The 19,773-nt window shown below is 72.5% G+C and carries 15 protein-coding genes; 11 read left to right on the forward strand and 4 right to left on the reverse strand.

From position 1 onward, the window contains the following. Positions 1-133: 133 nt before the first annotated feature. The 4 genes from KBO27_RS03605 to purH all read left to right on the forward strand — a co-directional run bounded on the left by KBO27_RS03605 (position 134) and on the right by purH (position 4,928). Complete coding sequence (locus KBO27_RS03605; RefSeq protein WP_210968492.1) at positions 134-1,018, forward strand: DUF5336 domain-containing protein; 885 nt, start codon at positions 134-136, stop codon at positions 1,016-1,018. A gap of 185 nt (positions 1,019-1,203) precedes the next feature. Next, positions 1,204-2,601 (forward strand): cell division protein PerM, encoded by a 1,398-nt coding sequence (locus KBO27_RS03610; RefSeq protein WP_210968493.1) that lies wholly within the window; start codon positions 1,204-1,206, stop codon positions 2,599-2,601. Positions 2,602-2,778: 177 nt separating this feature from the next. Beyond that, on the forward strand, positions 2,779-3,366 hold the full coding sequence (gene purN, locus KBO27_RS03615) for a phosphoribosylglycinamide formyltransferase (RefSeq protein WP_235877008.1): 588 nt from the start codon (positions 2,779-2,781) through the stop codon (positions 3,364-3,366). Continuing rightward, on the forward strand, positions 3,363-4,928 hold the full coding sequence (gene purH, locus KBO27_RS03620; RefSeq protein WP_210968494.1) for a bifunctional phosphoribosylaminoimidazolecarboxamide formyltransferase/IMP cyclohydrolase: 1,566 nt from the start codon (positions 3,363-3,365) through the stop codon (positions 4,926-4,928). The genes purN and purH overlap by 4 nt, the downstream gene beginning before the upstream one ends. A gap of 66 nt (positions 4,929-4,994) precedes the next feature. Here purH and KBO27_RS03625 read toward each other — a convergent pair whose 3' ends face one another. Continuing rightward, on the reverse strand, positions 4,995-5,717 hold the full coding sequence (locus tag KBO27_RS03625) for a hypothetical protein (RefSeq protein ID WP_210968495.1): 723 nt from the start codon (positions 5,715-5,717) through the stop codon (positions 4,995-4,997). Between the two features lie 299 nt (positions 5,718-6,016). Here KBO27_RS03625 and imuA' point away from each other — a divergent pair, with 299 nt between their 5' ends. The 3 genes from imuA' (at position 6,017) to KBO27_RS03640 (ending at position 11,725) form a co-directional block, all read left to right on the forward strand. Then, entirely contained in the window at positions 6,017-6,724 is a 708-nt protein-coding gene (gene imuA' / locus KBO27_RS03630) for a DnaE2-dependent mutagenesis accessory factor ImuA' (protein WP_210968496.1), read from the forward strand. Then, positions 6,721-8,376 carry a DNA polymerase Y family protein gene (locus KBO27_RS03635; RefSeq protein ID WP_210968497.1) on the forward strand — a complete coding sequence of 552 codons (1,656 nt, stop codon included), beginning with the start codon at positions 6,721-6,723 and terminating at the stop codon, positions 8,374-8,376. Before imuA' ends, KBO27_RS03635 begins: the two co-directional genes overlap by 4 nt. 76 nt (positions 8,377-8,452) lie before the next feature. Next, a complete protein-coding gene (locus tag KBO27_RS03640; RefSeq protein ID WP_210968498.1) occupies positions 8,453-11,725 on the forward strand; it encodes an error-prone DNA polymerase in 3,273 nt (1,090 codons plus the stop codon). Positions 11,726-11,875: 150 nt separating this feature from the next. On the opposite strand, the gene KBO27_RS03645 is transcribed toward KBO27_RS03640, so the two are convergent. Next, a complete protein-coding gene (locus KBO27_RS03645; protein WP_210968499.1) occupies positions 11,876-13,150 on the reverse strand; it encodes an ArgE/DapE family deacylase in 1,275 nt (424 codons plus the stop codon). Positions 13,151-13,257: 107 nt separating this feature from the next. Between KBO27_RS03645 and KBO27_RS03650 the strand changes: the two genes are divergently transcribed. Beyond that, the gene (locus tag KBO27_RS03650; protein ID WP_207918820.1) at positions 13,258-13,719 is read left to right on the forward strand and encodes a universal stress protein; all 462 of its coding nucleotides are present in this window, start codon (positions 13,258-13,260) and stop codon (positions 13,717-13,719) included. Positions 13,720-13,767: 48 nt separating this feature from the next. On the opposite strand, the gene KBO27_RS03655 is transcribed toward KBO27_RS03650, so the two are convergent. After that, a complete protein-coding gene (locus KBO27_RS03655; RefSeq protein WP_210968500.1) occupies positions 13,768-14,130 on the reverse strand; it encodes a VOC family protein in 363 nt (120 codons plus the stop codon). Between the two features lie 42 nt (positions 14,131-14,172). On the opposite strand from KBO27_RS03655, the gene KBO27_RS03660 reads away from it, so the two are divergent. Then, positions 14,173-14,763: a pentapeptide repeat-containing protein gene (locus KBO27_RS03660; protein ID WP_210968501.1), complete on the forward strand. Its 591-nt coding sequence runs from the start codon at positions 14,173-14,175 to the stop codon at positions 14,761-14,763. A gap of 82 nt (positions 14,764-14,845) precedes the next feature. On the opposite strand, the gene KBO27_RS03665 is transcribed toward KBO27_RS03660, so the two are convergent. Continuing rightward, a complete protein-coding gene (locus KBO27_RS03665; protein WP_210968502.1) occupies positions 14,846-17,341 on the reverse strand; it encodes a TNT domain-containing protein in 2,496 nt (831 codons plus the stop codon). Positions 17,342-17,670: 329 nt separating this feature from the next. On the opposite strand from KBO27_RS03665, the gene KBO27_RS03670 reads away from it, so the two are divergent. Beyond that, positions 17,671-18,900, forward strand: a complete 1,230-nt coding sequence (locus KBO27_RS03670; protein ID WP_246536115.1) for an MFS transporter — start codon at positions 17,671-17,673, stop codon at positions 18,898-18,900. Between the two features lie 6 nt (positions 18,901-18,906). Continuing rightward, the gene (locus tag KBO27_RS03675; protein WP_210968504.1) at positions 18,907-19,758 is read left to right on the forward strand and encodes a bifunctional methylenetetrahydrofolate dehydrogenase/methenyltetrahydrofolate cyclohydrolase; all 852 of its coding nucleotides are present in this window, start codon (positions 18,907-18,909) and stop codon (positions 19,756-19,758) included. Positions 19,759-19,773 lie beyond the last annotated feature (15 nt).

Raw genomic sequence — 19,773 nt, forward strand, 5'->3', positions numbered from 1 at the left:
CCGCCGCGCCCACCGCCGAGCGGAAGTGATCCCGAACAACGCCTTTGCGGGCGGGCCGCCCTGCTGACGGCTGGTATTCGGTACCGTCGATCAGCACGCCCGATCGAGTGCCTTCGAGGAGTCCGATCAAGTCATGTCCGCCCCGTATCCGCAACAGCCGAACACCGACGGGGGTCGTCGGTCGTACGAGCTGAAAGAAGTCCTCGCGATGGTGGCGGCCGGCGCCGGCGTTGTCGGCTACCTGCTCGGGTTCTTCGACGACGGCGTCGGTGCCCTGATGGGCAGCATGGCCGGTTTCGGCCTCGTCGCTTCCGCGGTGCTCGCGGGTCTGCGGTTCCTGCCGAAGACGCCGGACGCGCTGTTCGCAGCCGTCCCGCTGGCGGCCTACTCCGCGCTGGCGCTGCTGCAGGACGTCATCCGCAACACCGCGTCCGGGCTGGTCTCGGTGCTGATGGTGCTGGCGCTCGCGCAGCTGGCCGCGGTGCTGGGCGTGCTGCTGATCGAGGGCGGCGTGATCAAGTCCGGTGGCCCGGCGAGCGGCCCCAAGCCCAAGTCGTACGGGCAGCCGTTCCCGCAGGGACCCGGCCCGCGCGGCCCCGGCCAGGGCGGTCCGGCCGGTCCCGGCGGCGCGCGTCCCGGTCCCGGTGGTCCCTCCGGCCCCGGTTGGAGCCCGCAGGGGCAGCCTTCCCCCGGCGCCCAGTTCGGCGGCCCGCCGCCGTGGAACCCGGCCAGCGGCGGTCAGCCCGTCCAGCAGCAGCCGGGGAGCCGGAACCCGTCCTCCGACGGGTTCGCCACGCCCAACCCGGACTCCAGCGGCCCTCAGCCGAACCGGCCCGCGAACCAGTCCGGCCCGATCTCGCAGCCGGGCCAGCAGCAGGGCGGCCAGGCCGCGCAGCAGTCGCCCGCGCAGTCCGGTCAGCAGCCGCAGTCCCAGCAGTCGAAGTCGGACCAGGACAACGGCGGTCCCCAGGGCACCCGCCAGATGCCCCACCCGGGCGCCAACCCGCCCACCTTCTGAGGCACACCCCCGCGCGTCAGCCGTGACGCGCGGCGTCCGCGGTCCGGACCGTCCACGATCAATGCCGGTTATGTCCGGTCAGTTCGCGCCACGACCGCCCCGGGCCCGCGGCGCGTAGCCCGATGGGCGGAGCCGCTGGCGTGTTCGGGGCCGTTCGGAGCAGCGGTGGTGCGACATTCGGTCGCGTGTCTGCGCTGGATCCGATTCCCCATGCCGTGGCCGCCGGCCATTCCGACCGGAGGCAGGGTCTGCGCCGGTGGTTGTTCATCGCCGTCGTCGGCGCGGTGCCGCTGATCGGGTTCTTCGCCGTCGCGGCCCTGGTCGCGCTGGTCGTGGGCATCGCCAGCGGAGCGAGCCTCAACCCGCTGCTGGTCCTGATGGCCGCCATGCCCGGCTGGCTGGTGCTCTACCAGTCGCCGCTGGTGATCTCGGGCGCCCCGCTCAGCGTGCTGCCGATGTTGCCCACGATCGGCGTGGTGCTGCTGGTGGCCGCGGCGTCGGCGTTCGTCGCCCGCCGCTGCCGGCTGCGCCGTCCCGACCAGGCGTGGCCGGTGATCGCGACGATGGCGCTGGTGCACGCGTTCGTCGGCGCGCTGTTCGCGCTGCTGCTGACCGATCCGTTCAGCGCGATCCCGGTCGAGGCGTTCCTGAGCTGCGGACTGACCGCCGCGATCGCGGCGACCGCCGGGGTCGCCAACCGGTGCGGCCTGTTCTACCTGCTGTGGGAGCGCACCGACGCCTACGTGTGGACGGGTCTGCGGATCGGGTTGCTGACCATCGCCACCGTGATCGCCGTCGGCGCGGGCGTGCTGCTGGTCGCGATCGTGCTCTCCGCGCCGGAGATGGTCACCTCGATGTCGCGGATGGGCGGTGCGGGCGACGCCATCGGTGCCACGGTGTTCTCGCTGCTGTACCTGCCGAACGCGGTGCTGGCCGGCTGGTCCTTCGCCGCGGGCAGCGGGTTCTCCCTCGGTTCCCAGGTCGTCCAGCCGATGCAGCACACGCCGGGGCCGCTGCCGGACCTGCCGCTGCTGGCGGTGCTGCCGAACGACGGCCCGGCCGTGTGGTGGTCGGCGGTGCTGCTGCTCCCGCTGCTGGTGGGAATGGTGATGGGACTGGTCGCCAGGCGCGTTCCCGGTCCGCTCGTCCGCCGCGCGGTGGTCGTGCTGGTCGCGGCCGGGGTGGCGGCGCTGGCGGTGCTGGTGCTGGCGGCGGTCGCCGGGGGCCGGCTCGGCAACGGCCCGATCGGAGCGGTGTCGTTCCACCCGGTCGGCCTCGCGCTGGCGACCTCGTGCTGGCTGGCGATCCCGGCGCTGGTGATGACCTGGCTGGGCGGCGTGGAGGAGGCCGACGACCCGGCGCTGAGCGCCTTCGCCACCGACGAGTTCGACGAGGACATCGATCCAGAGCCGGCCGAGGACGCCGAGCCCGACGAGGACTTCGACTACACCGACCTCGACGACCTGATCGCCGAAATCCCGGCCGCCCGGGCGGAATCCGACGCCGAGGAAGGCGAGGTCACCGCCGAGGAGTTCGACGCCGAGCCGGACGAGGAGGAGCCCGCACCGCGCGACCGGCGGTGAGCGCTGCGCCACTCGCCCGGGCCCTGCCGGAGCCGACCCCGCAACCAGGTCTTACGCTGCGGGGGAGATCGTGCCGAGGCATGTCAGGAGCGAACGCTGAACCCGAGTACGCCCGACCAGCCGAGCACCGCCGCGCACCCGAACCGGATCACGACAGCCGCCCCGGCGCGGGTGGTCGTGCTCGTCTCCGGTTCCGGCACCCTGCTGCAGGCCCTGCTCGACGCCACCAGCGAACCCGACTACCCGGTCCAGGTGGTCGCGGTGGGCGCCGATCGCGACGGCATCGAGGGGCTGGCCCGCGCCGAGCGCGCCGGCATCCCCACGTTCGTCCGCAAGGTCGGTGACCACGCCTCCCGCGAGGAGTGGGACCGCGCGCTGACCGAGGCTTGCGCCGAGCACGAGCCGGATCTGGTGGTCTCCGCCGGGTTCATGAAGCTCGTCGGCGCCGACTTCCTGGCCCGCTTCGACGGCCGATACCTCAACAGCCACCCAGCGCTGCTTCCCTCGTTCCCCGGCATGCACGGGGTGCGGGATGCGCTGGAGTATGGAGTCCGCGTCACCGGTTGCACCCTGTTCGTGGTGGACGCCGGTGTGGACACCGGGCCGATCCTGGCCCAGGAAGCCGTCGAGGTGCTGCCCGATGACGACGAGGCGAGCCTCCACGAGCGGATCAAGGCCGTCGAGCGGCGGCTGCTGGTCGGCACCCTTCAAAAGCTGGCGTTGCACGGGTGGACCGTGCAGGGACGGAAGGTGAGTATCCCGTGACCGCGAACTCCCAGGAGCGGCGCCCGATTCGTCGCGCGCTGATCGGCGTGTCCGACAAGTCCGGCCTGCTGGAGCTGGCCACCGGGCTGCACGCCGCCGGGGTGGAGATCGTTTCCACCGGTGGCACGGCGCGCGCGATCGCCGATGCCGGCGTGCCGGTCACGCCCGTCGAGGAGCTCACCGGGTTCCCGGAGGCGCTGGACGGCCGGGTCAAGACGCTGCACCCGCGGGTGCACGCCGGCCTGCTCGCCGACCTGCGCCGCGAGCAGCACGCCAAGCAGCTCGCGGACCTCGACATCGCCCCGTTCGACCTGCTGGTGGTCAACCTCTACCCGTTCGTGCAGACGGTGGCCTCGGGCGCCGCGCAGGACGAGGTGATCGAGCAGATCGACATCGGCGGTCCGGCGATGGTGCGCGCGTCGGCGAAGAACCACGCCAACGTGGCCGTCGTGGTCGACCCGAGCCGCTACGAGTGGGTCCTCGAAGAGGTCCGCGAGGGCGGCTTCACCATGACCGACCGGGTCGAGCTGGCCGCCGAGGCGTTCCGGCACACCGCGTCCTACGACGTGGCGGTGGCGTCCTGGATGAGCAGGGTTCCCACCGGTGACGACGCCGCGTTCCAGGGCTGGATCGGCGAGACCTGGCAGCGCCGCTCCGCGCTGCGCTACGGCGAGAACCCGCACCAGCCGGCCGCGCTGTACGTCTCGGGCGGGCAGGCCACCGGCCTGGCCGCCGCGGCGCAGCTGCACGGCAAGGAGATGTCCTACAACAACTACGTCGACGCCGACGCCGCGTGGCGTTCCGCGCACGACCACGACCAGCCGTGCGTGGCGATCATCAAGCACGCCAACCCGTGCGGCATCGCGGTCGGCGAGGACATCGCCGCCGCGCACCGCAAGGCGCACGAGTGCGACCCGGTGAGCGCCTTCGGCGGCGTGATCGCCACCAACCGCGAGGTGACGGTGGCGATGGCCGAGCAGGTCGCGGAGATCTTCACCGAGGTCGTGGTGGCCCCCGGCTACGCCGAGGGTGCGGTGGACGTGCTGAACAAGAAGAAGAACATCCGCCTGCTGACCGCTCAGCCGCCGCAGAGCGGCCGGGTCGAGATGCGCGCGATCTCCGGCGGCATGCTGGTGCAGGGTTCGGACGCGATCGACGCCGAGGGCGACGACCCGGCGAACTGGACGCTGGCGACCGGTTCCCCGGTGGACGAGGCGACGCTGGCGGACCTGAAGTTCGCCTGGCGGGCCTGCCGCGCGGTGAAGTCCAACGCGATCCTGCTGGCCGACGGCGGCGCGACCGTGGGCGTGGGCATGGGCCAGGTGAACCGGGTCGACTCGGCGCGCCTGGCGGTCTCCCGCGCCGGTGACCGGGCCAAGGGCTCGGTCGCCGCCTCGGACGCGTTCTTCCCGTTCCCGGACGGCCTGCAGGTCCTGCTGGACGCGGGCGTGCGCGCCGTGGTCCAGCCGGGCGGTTCGGTTCGGGACGGCGAGGTCATCGCCGCCGCCGAGGCCGCGGGCGTTCCGGTGTACCTGACGGGCACGCGCCACTTCGCCCACTGACGACGATCCCCCGACGAGCCCCGGCCCCCAGGTCCGGGGCTCGTCGCGTTCTCGCGGTGCCCGGGCCTACGTGGGGCTGTGCGAATTCGCAGCGGTGAGCAGGTCGTTCACGAGGGCGGCAAAGGCCGGGGCGACGACTGGATCGCCCTGCGACGCAGTGGCAGCGAGCTGCGCGAGCAGCCCTTGCGGAGTCGCCCCGTGGTCGTGGAAGAGGCTGAGCGCCTGGTCGGTCGCGGAGGCGGCGTGGTCGTCTTCCCGGTGCTTCGCGAATCCGCGCACGAGGTCGGGGACCTCAACGGCTTGGAGCACCCGGAACACGTCCAGGGCAACTTTCTCCTTGAGGCGATCAGGTTGCCGGCCCGCTTGCCCCAGCCGCTCCCCGATCTTGATGGCCTTCGCCGTCAGCAGCGCTGCCGGGCCGGCCACTCGGAGATCGCACGTCCTGGTCTCACCGGGTTCGAGTCCGGCGATGGTGACGATCTCGTTGTCGAGCAAGGCGGGTTCGAGGCCAGGAGCGATCCGGGCGGTCAACTTCTCGTGCGGGGCGATCCGCGCTGCCCGCGCCGAGGCTTTGGTCGTGCCCGCCTGGTTCGGCACCACCATCAGATCGACGGAAACGTCGTTCATCGCCAACCAATGCCCAGGGTTCGGACCGGGATTGAACCCGGCGGCCCGCATCAGCCCGCCGATCTCCGGGGCGTCAGCGAGTTCGTGGGTGTTGACGGCCAGATCCGCGTCCGTGGAGAAACGATGCACTTGCAAGCTGTTCGGTCCGGCGGGGTACTGCAACAGGATCAAGGGTATCGATGACCAGCGCGAACACTGAATCTTCGAACGAATGTTCACCCGATCCGGCCACGGTCCTTGACGAGGGGTGGGGGCTGGGGGTTAACTACAGCTATTCGAACTGAGGTTCGAGATCGGAAACGGCCGGTGTCGGGGTCGGCCGCTCCGATGGAGTTCGGCGCTGTGATCCGGGTGCAGGCGCAGTGCTGACTCCACCGCTGCCTTCCCCGCAGCGGCTGTGTTCGTGGGTGCCCGCGCCGGGGTCGGGCACCCACCGCGGTCACGTATGTGGGGAGGCGGCGATGTCCGCGACGGTGTCTTCGGCGGCGTTGAGCGCGCCCACGGCTGACGGGGTGTCCGTGGGTGTGCCGCGCGTCGAGGCGGGCGGTGTCCCGGGTGCGGGCCGGGTGCTGCCGACGCGGGCGGAACTCGCCGCCGTGCTGCCATGGCCAGGTTTGCGCCGTGGCAGCACGGTGGCGGTGCACGGATCGGTGTCGCTGCTCTTCGCGCTGCTGTCCGAGGCGACGGCGAACGGTTCTTGGGCGACCGTGGTGGGCCTGCCCGGGATCAACCTGGTCGCCGCCGCTGAGGCCGGGGTCGCGTTGGAGCGGCTCGCGGTGGTGCCGCGGCCGGGCTCCGACCCGGCGGGCGTGATCGCCGCGCTGCTGGACGGTGTCGACCTGGTCGTGGTCGGCGGAACCGGGCAGGTGCTCGACGCCGATGCCCGCAGGCTCTCCGCGCGGGCCCGCAACCGCGGCTCGGTGCTGCTGCCGTTCGGTCGCTGGCCGGGTGCGGAGGTGCAGCTGCGCTGCTCCGGCGCACGCTGGCGCGGACTGGGGCATGGCCACGGTCACCTGCGGGAACGCGATGTCACGGTGAGCGCGGAAGGGCGTGGCGCGGCGTCGAAACCGCGTTCCTGCCGGTTGCTGCTGCCGTCTCGCGACGGCTCGCTCGCCGGGGTCGAAGAACGTCCCGCCGCGCGGGCGCACCTGCGCGCGGTGGCCGGGTGAGCGACGTGCCCGCCCGCAGAATCGTCGTGTGGTGCCCGGACTGGCCGGTGGTGGCCGCTTCGCGCGCCGCCGAACTCGAATCACTCGTCCCCGCAGCGGTTTTCGTCGCGAACCGGGTCGTCGCCTGCTCGGCGACCGCCCGGGACAGCGGCGTGCGCAGGGGGATGCGCCGCCGCGAGGCGCAGGGTCGCTGCCCGGAACTCGTGGTCTGCGAACACGACCCGGCGCGAGACGTGCGGTTCTTCGAGCCGGTCGTGATCGCCGTCGAGGAGCTGGTGCCCGGCGTCGAGGTCGTCCGGCCCGGGCTGGTCGCCGTTCCCGCCCGAGGTCCCGCCCGCTACTTCGGCGGCGAGGAGGTCGCGGCGGAGAAGCTCGTCGACGAGATCGACGCGCAGACCGGTGTCGAGTGCCGGATCGGTGTCGCCGACGGGCTGTTCGCCGCGATCCTCGCCGCCCGCCACGCGCGGCACGTCGAACCCGGTGGCAGCCGGGAGTTCCTCGCGCCGCTGCCGATCGAGGAGATCGAGCAGCTCGCCGACCGCCTCGGGCAGAAGCAGGCGGCGGCGCAGCCGGAACTCGTGGACCTGTTGCGCCGACTGGGGATCGGCACCCTCGGCGAGTTCGCGGCGCTCGGGTCCTCGGACGTGGCGACCCGGTTCGGCCCTGCCGCCGTGCTGGCCCACCGGGCGGCGGGAGGGCAGGAGGAGCGCCCGGTCAAGCGGCGGCGGCCACCGCCCGAGCTGGTCGTCACCGAGGAGCTCGACCCACCGGTGGACCGGGTCGATCGGGCCGCGTTCGTGGCCAAGGTGCTCGCCGACGAGCTGCACGCCAAGCTGGGCGATCTCGGCCTCGCCTGCACTCGGCTGGGCATCTCGGCGCGCACCGGCAACGGCGAGGAGCTGCACCGGGTCTGGCGCTGCGCGGAACCGCTGACGCCGGCGGCCACCGCCGACCGGGTCCGCTGGCAGCTCGACGGCTGGCTCAACGGACGCAGCCGCAAGGGCAAGCCCACCGCCGGGCTCGACGAGCTGAGCCTGCGCCCCGAAGAGGTGGTCGGCGCGGGAGGGCTGCAGCTGGACCTGCTCAGCGCGGCCACCGGCGAAGCCGCGGCCAGAGCGGGCCGGGCCTTCGCGCGGGTGCAGGGCATGCTCGGCCCGGAGGCCGTGCTGACCGGTGTTCTCGGCGGCGGCCGGGACCCGCGCGACCAGGTGCGATTCGTGCCGTGGGGCGATGAGCGGCGCGCCGCGCTGCCCGTCGAACCGCCGTGGCCGGGCCGGATCCCGGCTCCGTCGCCGACGGTGGTGCCGGGCGATCCGTGGCCGGCCCGGGTGCTCGACGCCTCGGGCGAACCGGTGTGGATCACCGGTCGGTCGGGGCTGTCCGCCGCGCCGCAGACGGTCGAGGTCGGTGGCGGCAGGTCTCGCGCGGTGGCGGGCTGGGCCGGGCCGTGGCCGGTGACCGAGCGGTGGTGGGTGGACCTGCTGGCCGGTGGCTCCGGCCAGACCGCGCCGGATTCGCAGGTCCCGCCGCGCGCGCTGGTCCGGCTCCAGGTCGTGCTGGTCCCGGAGTCCTCGGACGGGGAATCCGACGAGGTGGCGCTGCTCCTGGTGCACGAGCGCGGGGACTGGTGGGTCCAGGGCGCCTACCGCTGAGCCGACGAACACTCGTTCGAGTGGAAGCCCGGCTGTTCGGTAGCACCGATCGTTCGAACAGGAGTTCACTAGGTTCATGAGCTGGTTCAACCCTCCCCAGAGCTGGTCGGAGCTGGAGAAGGCCCTCTCCGGCGAGGCGTTGCCGCCCCGCGACGACGCTCCGCCGTCGCGACCGCGCGCGGAGCATCGCGCGGGCGGACGAGGCCCGGCGCCGCCCGGCGACCGGGTGCCCTACGCCGAGCTGCACGCGCACTCCAACTTCAGCTTCCTCGACGGTGCTGCCCATCCCGAGGAGCTGATCGAGGAGGCCGCGCGGCTCGGCCTGGAGGCGATCGCGCTCACCGACCACGACGGGCTCTACGGCGTGGTGCGGTTCGCCGAGGCGGCCAAGGAGCACGACGTGCGCACGGCGTTCGGCGCCGAGCTGAGCCTGGGGCTCACCCAGCCGCAGAACGGCATCCCCGACCCCGAGGGCGGGCACCTGCTGGTGCTGGCCCGCGACCTCGACGGGTACGCCTCGCTGTGCCGCGCGATCAGCACCGCTCAGCTGCGCGGCGAGGAGAAGGGGCGCCCGGAGTACCGGTTGGAGGAGCTGGCGGCCGAGGCCGCCGGGCACTGGCAGGTGCTCACCGGTTGCCGCAAGGGTGCGGTGCGGTCGGCGCTGGCGACCGGCGGGATGGACGCGGCCGCGGTCGAACTCGACCGGCTGGTCGGGCTCTTCGGCCGCGAGCACGTCACCGTCGAGCTCACCGACCACGGGCTGCCCACCGACTCGGTGCGCAACGACGCGCTCGCGGAGCTCGCCGATCGCGCCGGACTGTCCACAGTGGCCTCCACCGGTGCGCACCTGGCGGCGCCCGACCGGGCGCGGCTGGCGAGCGTCGTCGCGGCCGTCCGCGCGCGGCGCAGCCTGGACGACGTGGACGGGTGGCTGCCGGCCTGGGCGGGCAACCACCTGCGCTCCGGCGCCGAGATGGCCGAGCGCTTCGCCCGCTACCCGGGCGCGGTGCAGCGGGCCGCCGAGCTGGGCAAGTCCTTCGCCTTCGACCTGAGCCTGGTGGTCCCGCAGCTGCCGCCGTTCGACGTGCCGCCCGGCCACACCGAGGTCAGCCACCTGCGGGAACTGGCCTACCTCGGCGCGCTCGACCGCTACGGGCCCCCGCAGGCGGCACCGGAGGCGTACCGGCAGATCGAGCACGAGCTGGCGGTGATCGAGGAGCTCGAGTTCCCCGGTTACTTCCTGGTGGTGCACGACATCGTCGACTTCTGCCGCCGGCAGGACATCCTCTGCCAGGGCAGGGGATCGGCGGCGAACTCGGCGGTGTGCTTCGCGCTGCGCATCACCAACGCCGACCCGGTGCGCTACCAGCTGCTGTTCGAGCGGTTCCTCGCGCCGGAACGCGACGGGCCGCCGGACATCGACATCGACATCGAGTCCGACCGGCGCGAGGAGGTCATCCAGTACGTCTACGCCAAGTACGGCCGCACGCACGCCGCGCAGGTCGCCAACGTCATCGGCTACCGGCCGAAGTCCGCGGTGCGCGACGTCGCCCGCGCGCTCGGCTACTCGCCCGGGCAGCAGGACGCCTGGAGCAAGGAGATCGAGCACTGGGGCCCGCTGCCCGAGGACTCCGAGATCCCCGGGGCGGTGCGCGAACTCGCCGACGAGCTCATGGGGTTCCCGCGCCACCTGGGCATTCACTCCGGCGGCATGGTGATCTGCCACCAGCCGGTCAGCGAGGTGTGCCCGGTGGAGTGGGCCCGGATGCCCGGCCGGACCGTGCTGCAGTGGGACAAGGACGACTGCGCCACCGTCGGGCTGGTCAAGTTCGACCTGCTCGGCCTGGGCATGCTCTCGGCGCTGCACTACGCCATCGACATGACCCGCGAGCACCACGGCCTCGACGTCGACCTCGGCGAGCTGGACCTGTCCGACCCCGAGGTGTACGCGATGCTGTGCGAGGCCGACGCGATCGGGGTGTTCCAGGTGGAGAGCCGCGCTCAGCTGGCCACGCTGCCCCGGCTGAAACCTCGCGAGTTCTACGACCTGGTGGTCGAGGTCGCGCTGATCAGGCCAGGCCCGATCCAGGGCGGATCGGTGCACCCCTACATCCGGCGCCGCAACGACGAGGAGGACTGGGACTACGACCACCCCCTGATGAAGGGCGCGCTGCAGAAGACCCTGGGGGTTCCGCTGTTCCAGGAGCAGCTGATGCAGCTGGCCGTCGACGTCGCCGGGTTCAGCCCGTCCGAAGCCGACCAGCTGCGCCGGGCCATGGGCGCCAAGCGCTCCGCGGAACGCATGGAACGCCTGCGGGACAGGCTCTTCGAGGGCATGGCCGCCAACGGCATCGACGACGAGCTGGCCGAGCACATCTACCGCCGCATGCTGGCCTTCGCCAACTACGGCTTCCCGGAGAGCCACGCGCTGAGCTTCGCGCTGCTGGTGTTCGCCAGCGCCTGGTTCAAGCGCTACTACCCGGCGGCGTTCTGCGCGGCACTGCTCAAGGCGCAGCCGATGGGCTTCTACTCGCCGCAGTCGCTGGTCGCCGACGCGCGCAGGCACGGAGTCGTGGTGCGCGGCCCGGACATCAACGCCAGCCGGGTGCACGCCGACCTGGAACCGGACGCGACCAGCACCGGGCGCCAGGCGGTCCGCATCGGCCTGTCGTCGGTGCGCAAGCTCGGCGAGGACCTCGCCGAGAAGCTGACCGCCGAACGCGCCGCGCACGGACCGTTCGCCGACATGGCCGACGTGGCGCGGCGAGTGCGGCTGAACGCACCGCAGATGGAGGCGCTGGCCACCGGCGGGGCTTTCGACTGCTTCGGCCTGACCCGGCGCGAAGCGCTGTGGAACGCCGCGGCGGCGGCCCGCGAACGACCAGACCGGCTGCCCGGCACCACCGTCTCGTCGGACGCCCCGGCTCTGCCCGGGATGGACGGCGTCGAGAAGGCGGCGGCCGACGTGTGGGCGACGGGGGTGTCGCCGGACAGCTTCCCGCTGCAGTTCGTCCGAGCCCGGCTCGACGAGCTCGGCGCGCTGCCGGCCGCGCGTCTGTCCGAAGTGGAGCACGGCACCCGGGTGCTGGTGGGCGGAGCCGTGACGCACCGGCAACGCCCGTCGACCGCGGGCGGCATCACCTTCTTGAACCTGGAGGACGAGACCGGGACGGTCAACGTCGTCTGCTCACCCGGGCTGTGGGCCCGCTACCGCAAGGTCGGGCGCACCAGTGCCGCGTTGTTGGTGCGCGGCGTGATCGAGCGAACCGAGGAGGTGATCAACCTGCGCGCTGATCGGCTTCAGAAGCTGAACATCCGAGTGCCCTCGGAGTCCCGCGACTTCCACTGAGTCGTTATTACTACTCCGTGGTTATTGTGCGCGGCGCTGCGGCTGTCCTCCCCAGAAGACGTGTCAGAACGCGCGGCGGTGCCGGTTGCTCGGGTGGGGCACTGAGAAAGCACCTTCGGTGCTTGCCTGACGGGGTTTTGGGGTTGGGATTTACGCGATTCCGCACCTGCGGATGGCCAGGAGGGCGAAGGTGCGGGCGCACTGCTCCAGGTCGGCGATGCTGACGTGCTCGTCGTCGGCGTGGGCGTAGCGCACGTCTCCCGGGCCGTACTGCAGCGTCGGCATGCCGGTGGCGGCGTACTGGCGCAGGTCCGAGCCGTAGGGCGCGCCCACGACCTCCGGGACGGGGCCGCCGGCGGCGACGATCGCCTCGCGGGTCTCCTCCAGCAGCGGGTGCCCTTCGGGGAACCGGCCGCTGGCGAAGATGCCGCCCGGCCAGGTGACGCGGACCGGGTGCTCGGCCAGCCACGGGTCGGCCGCGCAGGCTTCGGCGACGGCGGCGGCGAACTCGGTCTTGGCCTGCTCCACGGACTCGCCCAGCCGCACGCCGTAGCGGCCCTCGGCGACCGCGAGGTCCGGGACGGTGCTGGCCCAGTCGCCGACGCGGGCCGTGCCGACCGACAGCGGGTACGGGATCTCCAGGTGCTCCACCAGCGGATCGGGATCGACGTTGCGCCGGGTCTCCAGCTCGCGCAGCACCGGCAGCAGCTCGGCCAGCTTGTCGAGCGCGTTGACACCCCGGTAGCGGGTGGAGCCGTGCGTGCTCTGCCCGGGGATCTCCAGCCGAAACGTCAGCGAACCGCCGTTGGCCGCCACGATGGTGTTCTGGGTCGGTTCGGCGATGACGCACGCCTCACCGCGGTGGCCGCGCTGCAGCGTGGCGAACGCGCCGAGACCGCCGTCCTCCTCGGCGACGACCGCGTGCACCGCGACCGGACGGGCCAGCTCGACCCCGGCGTCGCGCAGCGCCGTCAGGGCGCCGAGGAAGGCGACCACGCCGCCCTTCATGTCGCAGGTGCCGCGACCGGCGGCGATGCCGTCGGCGATGCGCAGCGAGTACGGGTCGCGGTTCGGCCAGCGGTCCAGGTCGCCGGGCGGCACCACGTCGGTGTGCCCGCAGAACACCAGCGCCGGGTCACCTTCGCCGCTGACGCCGACGCAGCCGTAGGCCTCGTCCCGGTGAGCCTCCTGGCCGGGGAAGTCGGGGTGCTCGGCGAGTTCGCGGACGTCGATGCGCCAGTGGTCGACCCGGTGGCCGAGCGCGGAAAGGCGGTCCGCGCACCACTGCTGGCCGTCGTGCTCGGCGGTGCTGCCTCCGACGCTGGGGATGGCCACCAGTTCGCGGAGGTCGTCGACGATGGCGTCGATGTCCACTGCGTCCAGGGCGCGCTGTTCGGCTTCGGTGCGGGGCTCCACTGCGGTCACGCAGCAGAACTTAACGCGGCACCCCCGGCCTGCGGGAGACCCGTCGGCAAATCGCCTCGGACCCGGCGAAGGGACCACGACCCCCGGGCACTGAGTACCATTCCGGCGTGGCCGAAGGCGACAGCACCAAGCGTGAATTCGAGATCGGCAAGGACGGTCTGGGCGGCATCGTCGTCGGCATGGACGGCAGCCCGGCCAGCTTCCACGCCGCGGCGTGGGCGGCGGGTCTCGCCCGGCGGGAGCGCGCGCGTCTCGTGCTGGTCTACGTGGAGGCCGTGGGCGGCGTCGCCTACTGGTCCCCGATGGGCGTCGCGGTGGCCAGCGAAGCCGCTGAGTCCCTGGTGGAGGAGCTCAAGCAGGAGGTCGTCTCGCACCTCAAGTGGGTGGACATCGACTGGGACTTCGTGCACCACCGGGGTGATCCGGCGGTGGGCCTGGAGCAGGTCGCCGAGCAGTACCGCGCGGATCTGATCGTCGTCGGGCGCTCGCGCCGGAGAGGCGGTCTGCTCGGCACGGTCCCGGCGACGCTGGTGGTGGAAGCGGTCCGCCCGGTCGTCGTCGTCCCCTGAGCCGGACCGGCCCCGCCGCGTCCGCGAACCGCTCCCGGCCGCGAACCCTCAGTCGGAACGTTCCTGGTGGGACAGGGTGTTGACGACGGTGCCGCTCGGGTCGCGGTGGAAGAACCTCCGCACGCCCCACGGCTCGTCGGTCAGCGGGTGCACGATCTCGACGCCCCGCTCCACCGCGGCCGCGTGGGCGGCGTCGACGTCGTCGACCTCGACGGAGATGTCCGGGTGCTCGGGAGCGCTGGCGTCCTCGGTGATCAGCGCGAGCTGGCGCTTCCGGTCCTCGGGGGAGCAGAGCGTGACGATCCAGCCCATGTCCATCACCACCTCGAAACCGAGGACGTGAACGTAGTGATCACGCGTGGCGGCGATGTCGGTGGCCCTGATGTTGGGAACGACTCGGTGGATTCGCATGGCGCCTCCGGTGCTGTCGGGCGCTCGTGCCAGGGTGTGGCCATGACGAGCGCGGTCGGCGAGGACTTCCAGGACGCGATCTTGCCGGATCAGGAGTGGTCCGGCCGGGTCTTCGAGCAATGCGTGTTCACCGACGCCGACCTGACCGGTCTGAAGACCCGCAACTGCGTGTTCACCGACTGCGATTTCACCGGCGCGGACCTCAACAACTCCTCGCACGTCGCCAGCGCGTTCCGGTCCTGCAAGTTCAAGCGCACGGTCTTCGGCAAGAGCAGCTTCGACGGGTGCAGCCTGCTGGGGTCCAGCTTCGTCGACTGCCGGTTGCGATCGCTGAAGGTCCGCGAGACCGATCTGACCCTGGTCGCGATGGGTCGCTGCGATCTGCGCGACGTCGATCTGCGCGGGGCCCGCTTCCGGGAGGCCAACCTCACCGAGTGCGATCTGCGCGGCTGCGACCTCGGCGAAGCGGACTTCAGCGGGGCGCGGATGCTCGGCGCGCGCCTCAACAACGCCGACCTCCGGGACGCCCGCCTCGACGCCGACGCCCTGGTCCAGGCGAACCTGCGGGGCGCTCGGGTCGACACCGCCCTGGCCCTGTCCTTCGCCGCGGCCCACGGCCTGCACCTGGACTGACCGGATTCGCCGCGAGCGGAGACCACGAGAGACGAAAGAGGGCCCTCCCCCGAGTTGGGGAAGGGCCCTCTCTCAACCGGTCTCACTCCATGGGCGGACGCTCGCCCGACGGCATCTCGGCGAGGGTGCCGTCGGCGATGAGGTCGCTGACCGCGGCCGGGAGCACGAACGCGGTGCCACCGCCGGGCTGCTCGAACCACGCGACCGCGGTGCCCCGCAGCGCCTGGATCGGGCGCTGCACCCGGTAGGCCGAGTAGGTCCGGTTGGACCACTGCGGCGGCAGCGAGCGGTGCGTGTACGGGGTGTGCACGGTGTACAGCACGTTGCCGTTGGGCTCACCGAAGCGGTCGAGCTCGGTGCCCGGCTGCAGCATGACGATCCGGCGGTCCCGGTACAGCGTCAGCGGCGGTTCGCCGTTGAGCGGCTGGATCTGCTGACCCTGCTGGGCCTGGCCGTTGGGCGCAGCCGGCGGCTGGCCCTGCGGGGGCTGCTGACCCTGCTGCGGACGCGGCGGTCCGGGCGGCGGGCCCTGCCGCTGCGGACCGGCCATGCCGGGGCCACCGGGCCCGGGACGACGCTCGGCACCACCGGCCGGACCCTGCTGCGCGGCGGGGCCGGCGGCCGGGGGAACCGGCGCGTTGCTGTCCCGCCGCGGCTGGCGCTTGGGCAGCGGGTTGGACCCCGGCGCCCCACCGGCCTGCGGCTGCACCGGGTTCCCCGCGGGCGGGGACGGCGGAGCCTGCGGCGGGAGCGGGCGGTCCATCGACGGCGCCGGCTGGAACCGGGTCGGCTCCTCGGCGGGCGGTGCCGGCGGGGCCTGCGGTGCCGGCTCCTGGGACACCTGCGGCGCCTCCTGGTTCGCGGTGAACAGCGGGTTCCCACCGGTGCTCGGGCCCGACTGCTCCGGCTCGCGCGCGGCGCGCTGGGGCAGTTCGGACGCCTGCGGCGTGCGCTGCGGCAGATCGGCCGACGGCTCCGGGGTGCGCTTGGGCAGCTCGGCGGCCGGTTCCGGGGTCCGCTGCGGGAGGTCTGAGGGCTCCTGCTGACCGCGCTGCGGCAGATCGGCCGGTTCCGGCGTGCGCTGCGGGAGCTCGCTGGCGGGCTCCGGCGTGCGCAGCGGGAGGTCGGCCGGTTCCTGCGGCGTGCGCTGCGGCAGTTCGGGTTCCGGCGCGGTGCGCTGCGGCAGGTCGGCGACCTTGGGGGCGACCGGAGCCGGAGCGACCGGTGCCGACGCGGTCGGTTGCTCCATCAGCAGCTTGCCGAGCAGGTACGCGGCGGCGTGGTCGACGCGGGCGAACCGGACGTCCTCGTTGCCGGTGACGACCCAGTCGTCGCCGTCCTGCACCAGGCAGTGGGCGTCCGCGCTGCGGCTGCCCAACCGGTAGGCGTCGCTGTCCACGTGGAAGTCGGACAGCCGATCGTGCAGCTGCGCCAGCACTTCCTGGGCGTCGGGAGCGTCGTCGTCCTCGTCGAGGACGTGCCGCGAACCGGAGGCCGACGGTGCGTCGTCCTCGATGAGCTCGTCGGCGGGCTCGGGAACCTGGTCGACCTCGGGCTCACCGGCGGTGGAAGCGATCGCGGCGGCGCCGACGGCGGCAGCCCCCGCTCCGGCGGCCACCCCGGCACCCACGCCGAGCGCGGAGCCCCCGGAGTTCGACTCGGGTTCGTCGGCCGGCTCGTCGTCGGGCTGGTCCACCAGTTCGCTGATGGCCGCTTCGCGGGTCGCGTCGTCGACGTCGCCGACGGTGAAGCCGCGGCTGCGGACGTGCTCGACCAGCGCCGATTCCGGCGGCATGCCGTACTGAGCGAGGTAGTAGGCCACCGAACCCGGCCACAGCCAGATGCCGTCGGTGTGCCAGGTGCCCGGGACGGTCTGGGAGCGCTCGGGGTCGAAGTGGTCCTCTTCGTTCTCCCGGGAGGCCAGCACGACCGGAGCGTTCTCCAGGTACTGCCGCAGCGCGCCGACCTCGTCGGCGGGCACCGGGCGGCGCTCGGACACCACCGGGCGACCTTCGTCGTCGACGTCGTCGAAGACGTTGGTGATCCGGAAGCGGCCGGAGCCGATGGTGGCGGAGGAGAACTCGTCCTCCAGCCCCGCGACCGTGTCGGGAACCACGGGGGTGTCCTCGGCCTGCGGGGATGCGGTGCCGTCGACCCGTTCCTGCATCCAGTCCGGGATGTTGTCCTCGGACCGCGGGTAGCGGCGAAGTTCGTCGACGTAGGCCGCGCGGGGCAGCGGGCGCTGCCACTGCGGCTCGGTGTCGAAGTTGATATCGATTCGGTAACTGGACGGGCGCTCGACCACGTAGAGCGCGCTCAACCAGGTGCCCACGTCGGGGCGGTACATGCCCTCCCGGAGGCGCTCGAAGATCTCGCGCAGCTCGACCGGCGGCTCAAGCGAGCGTGAACTGCCGTCCTGCGCGGTGAGCTCACCCAGCAGGTCGGTGTATTCGCCGGTGGCGCGGTACTCCACCGTGATCTCCTGCCAGTCCTCAGGAGCGCCTTGTAAAAGCAGAACACCGATCTTGCGGGCGATCTGCTCCTGCTCTTCCGGACTGATCGCTGTCGGACGCGACATGGGTGACATCCTCCCCCTCTCGACGAGGCAACCCGATTCCACCCCGCCGAAACGCTACTCGACGCGGGCCCGGCGTTGTGCGCTGTGTGTGACATCCGCGCCGCCGTTGATCGTCTTGTGGCGGTTTTCAAGATCACCCTGGGTGAGAACGGTGATCTCGCCCCAGAGCTTGCCTGCTGAAAGTTCGAATGAACATCACACCACCAGGTGTATTGGATCAGCGAGGGGGTCCGAAAAACCAGTAGCGGTACGCCCGTGCCGAACGCCACAGTTATCACGTGCTGCGTCCCTACCGGTTACTGGCCGCTGTCCCACACGCTCCGTCACTGATGGGCTTCGGCCTGCTCGCGCGCCTCTACATCCCGGCTCAGGTGATGGTCGTGACGTTCCTGATCGCCGAGTGGACCGGTTCGTACGCGATCGGTGGCGCGGTCTGCACGGCCATGACGATCGGCCAGGCCATCGCCGGGCCGGTGCGCGGCCGTGCGGCCGACCGCACCTCCGTCGCGAAAGTGCTGGTGGTGAGCGGGTTCTTCCAGTCGGCCGGGTTCGCGGCGATGATCGTGACCACGCACCGGCTGGACGGCTCGCACTGGTGGGTGATGCTGCTGGTCGGGCTCGCCACGGGCCTGGCGTCGCCGCCGCTGGGGCAGGTGGCGCGCTCGATGTGGCCGCGGATCACCGCGGGCGAGGCGCGCGAGGCCGCTTACGCGGTCGAGGCGACGCTGCAGGAGCTGCTCTACGTGGTGGCGCCGATGCTGGCGACGTTCGTGGTGGCGGCGTGGAGCCCGTCGGTGGCGCTGGCGGTGCTGGCCGCATGGGCGCTGATCGGTCCCGGTCTGTTCGCCTCGGCGTGGTGGCGTGCGGGGATTCGCGGCGGGCTGGGCGGCGGTGCCCACGGTGGACGCTCGGTCAGCCTGGTGCGGGTGCCGGGTTTCGTGTCGATGATGTGCTTCTTCAGCCTGTCCGTCGGCGCGCTGGTCTCGGTGGACCTGGTGCTGGTCGGATTCGCCCGCGAGCGGGGTGAGCCCGGCTTGGCGGGGGTCATGGCGACGATGTGGGCGCTGGGGTCGCTGGTCGGCGGGCTCGTGATGGGCGGTTTCCCGCGCTACCGCTTGGGGGTTCGCGCGGGGCTGGCCGCGCTCGGCCTGTGCGCGCTGGTCCCGGCGCTGCCGCCGGTGTCCAGCGGATCGCCGTGGGTGATCGGGGCGATCCTGGCGGTCGGCGGTGCGGCGATCGCGCCGCTGCTGGCGGCCTCCAACGGGCGGCTGGCCGATCTGGCGCCGCCGGAACGCCGGGGCGAGGCGTTCGGCTGGACGACCACCGCGAGCACGATGGGCATCGCGATCGCCAACCCGCTGGCGGGCTCGATGATGGACCGCGGTGGCCCGGCCCTGGCCGGGGCGACGTGCGCCGCGCTGGCGGTCGCCGCGTTCGGCGTGGTGCTCGTGCACCTGCGCCGCTCCGGTCCGCTGCGGCCCGCCGCCGAAGTCGTGGGAGAAGTGGCGGAGAAAATTGCGGACCGGCGAGGTCAAGCCGCGACCGATCTGCCACGATGAGCAGCTGTGAGCGCGACGATTCTCGACGGCAAGGCCACCAAGGACGCGATCTTCGAGGAGCTGCGACCCCGCGTCGCCCGGCTCGTCGAGCAAGGGCAGGCCCCGGGCCTGGCAACGGTGCTGGTCGGAGACGACCCGGGTTCGCAGTCCTACGTGCGCGCCAAGCACAACGACTGCGCGAAAGTCGGCATCAAGTCGATCCGCAAGGACCTGCCCGCCGACGTCAGCCAGGCTGACGTGGAGGCGGTGATCGACGAACTCAACGCCGATCCCGAGTGCACCGGCTACATCGTGCAGCTGCCGCTGCCCAAGCACCTCGACGCCGGACCGCTGCTGGAGCGCATGGCCCCGGCCAAGGACGCCGACGGCCTGCACCCGATCAGCCTCGGCCGCCTGGTGCTGGGCGAGGAGGCTCCGCTGCCGTGCACACCGCGCGGCATCATCGAGCTGCTGCGCCGTCACGACGTCGAGCTCAACGGCGCGCGCGTGGCGGTCGTCGGTCGCGGCATCACCGTCGGCCGTCCGATCGGCCTGCTGCTGACCCGCCGCAGCGAGAACTCCACGGTGACCTTGTGCCACACCGGCACCAAGGACCTGGCCTCGGAGATCTCCCGCGCGGACGTGGTGGTCGCGGCCGCCGGCGTGCCGAACCTGATCACCGCGGACATGGTCAAGCCGGGCGCGGCCGTGCTCGACGTGGGCGTCACGCGCACCGACGACGGGCTGGCCGGTGACGTGCACCCGGACGTCTCCGAGGTCGCCGGCTTCCTGTCGCCGAACCCCGGCGGCGTCGGCCCGATGACCCGCGCGATGCTGCTGACCAACGTCGTCGAGGCGGCCGAGCGCAACCTGGGCTGAGTTCGGCGCGGGGAC

It is taken from the genome of Saccharopolyspora endophytica (genome assembly GCF_018070075.1).
Taxonomy (GTDB): Bacteria; Actinomycetota; Actinomycetes; order Mycobacteriales; family Pseudonocardiaceae; genus Saccharopolyspora; species Saccharopolyspora endophytica.

What these genes read in the sequence shown, in the direction of transcription:
- KBO27_RS03605 (WP_210968492.1), top strand. Translation starts at nt 134, where the DNA reads ATGTCCGCCCCGTATCCGCAACAGCCGAACACCGACGGGGGTCGTCGG.
- imuA' (WP_210968496.1), top strand. Translation starts at nt 6,017, where the DNA reads ATGTCCGCGACGGTGTCTTCGGCGGCGTTGAGCGCGCCCACGGCTGAC.
- KBO27_RS03640 (WP_210968498.1), top strand. Translation starts at nt 8,453, where the DNA reads ATGAGCTGGTTCAACCCTCCCCAGAGCTGGTCGGAGCTGGAGAAGGCC.
- KBO27_RS03655 (WP_210968500.1), bottom strand. Translation starts at nt 14,130, where the DNA reads ATGCGAATCCACCGAGTCGTTCCCAACATCAGGGCCACCGACATCGCC.
- KBO27_RS03660 (WP_210968501.1), top strand. Translation starts at nt 14,173, where the DNA reads ATGACGAGCGCGGTCGGCGAGGACTTCCAGGACGCGATCTTGCCGGAT.
- KBO27_RS03665 (WP_210968502.1), bottom strand. Translation starts at nt 17,341, where the DNA reads ATGTCGCGTCCGACAGCGATCAGTCCGGAAGAGCAGGAGCAGATCGCC.
- KBO27_RS03670 (WP_246536115.1), top strand. Translation starts at nt 17,671, where the DNA reads ATGGGCTTCGGCCTGCTCGCGCGCCTCTACATCCCGGCTCAGGTGATG.